This is a genomic window from Vibrio sp. S12_S33 (assembly GCF_963889785.1).
Classification (GTDB): domain Bacteria; phylum Pseudomonadota; class Gammaproteobacteria; order Enterobacterales; family Vibrionaceae; genus Vibrio; species Vibrio aestuarianus.
Map to the genome: position 1 here is coordinate 1 of NZ_CAWPQZ010000142.1, position 1445 is coordinate 1445.

Annotated in this window: 2 protein-coding genes; both read left to right on the top strand. The window is 40.9% G+C overall.

Annotation, left to right across the window (positions count from 1 at the left end):
* Positions 1-200 (top strand): hypothetical protein (locus AACW06_RS19490; RefSeq protein ID WP_337923502.1); only part of this gene is annotated, 200 nt, incomplete at its 5' end.
* Between the two features lie 80 nt (positions 201-280).
* A complete protein-coding gene (locus AACW06_RS19495) occupies positions 281-1198 on the top strand; it encodes a hypothetical protein (RefSeq protein ID WP_192076323.1) in 918 nt (305 codons plus the stop codon).
* Positions 1199-1445: the final 247 nt, after the last annotated feature.

Consider the following 1445-nt stretch of genomic DNA (forward strand, 5'->3'; position numbering starts at 1 on the left):
TACCTTTCAATCTCAGTGAGGTGCGTGTACTTCATGTTTTTTACTTCTTGGCGGGAGCAAAAATGATGATTATCGCATCTCACTGTTTTTATGTTCAGAGGTGTCGCACTTCGTACTTGAATCCAAGCTACATAACAAACTGTTTAAGAGGGATTCGCAACGCATGGCATTTTTTACTATGCGTTGGTATTGGTGTTTAAGGCGGTATGCAGCGGCTTCAGTGTTGCGCTGCTCACCCCTTAACAGGGCGTTAGCAATATCAGTAGTATGGAGCCTGTAGGTGAAAGAAGTAAAACTAAACAGTAGAAATATTCGGGATGCTATTTCTCGCTTGGAAAAGATGGAACTCAGTAAAATCTCAAAAGAAGATCTTAGAAAAGTTCTTGATCGCTTAATGTCCGGCTATAAAGTAGAAGCGCCGCGGTATGAAGCAGGGCTAGACATATTTAGAGCTCGTATTTGCGAAAAGCCTGGGACCATTGGAGAGTGTAGTTATCCACCCGCACAATATGTAAAAGAGCGTGGTCGTGCAAATGATGTAAATCAATCGATGTTTTACGGTTCCAACTATCGTGGAGTGCCATTGTTTGAGTTGAGGTGTGAACCAGGGGATAAAATTGCTCTTTCTCATTGGAGAACAACTGCACCTTTAGTTTTAAATCATATTGGTTTTACTGAAGAGACTGAAGAAAGACTAGGATCTAACCGGAGTTTGCCAGCAATATACGACTTTGTTAAAAAGACAAATAACTTTAATGATTTAAATGAAATGGTACATGAATATTTAGGTTTCATGTTTTCTAAACCTTTAGATGGTGAAGAAGACCAAGCTTATTACAAGCTCACCTCTACGATTTCAGATATGATGATGCAATCAGAGCACATCAACGGATTGATGTTTCCCACAAACCAAATGTTTGGGAATGCTGAGAACATTATTCTGAAACCTGAATATGTAGAGCAATCTATGGATTTTATAAGTGTAGAATACATAGAAGTCATCTCCAAAGAGGGGGCTACATATGAGATTAATTCTATCGACTCTGCGACTCGTGAAGATGCTGGTGTTTTGCAATGGTCTGGGCGACCACTTCAATGGACTATTGAAAAGCCAGGGGCGTTGTACAAGTTTGAGTATCAAGCTAGCGGAATTTGGGTTGCGAAGGACTTAGAAGGCAATATACTCAACCCGTCGTAAATATTGCTAACAATCTGTTTAAGAGTGATTCGCAACGCTTGGCATTATTGCTATGCGTTGCGTTTAGTGTTTAAGGTGGTATGCGGTAGCTTCGGTATTGCGTTGCTCACACCTTAACAGGGCGTTAGCTGGGGTTAAGAAAAACGGTGAATTTAGGGTGGAAAAGCTTTTAGTTTTCTAGCTACACACCGGACAAATCTCAGCTTATCAACTATCTCGCCAGTGGCACTTTTCGGGAAGTGGTTGA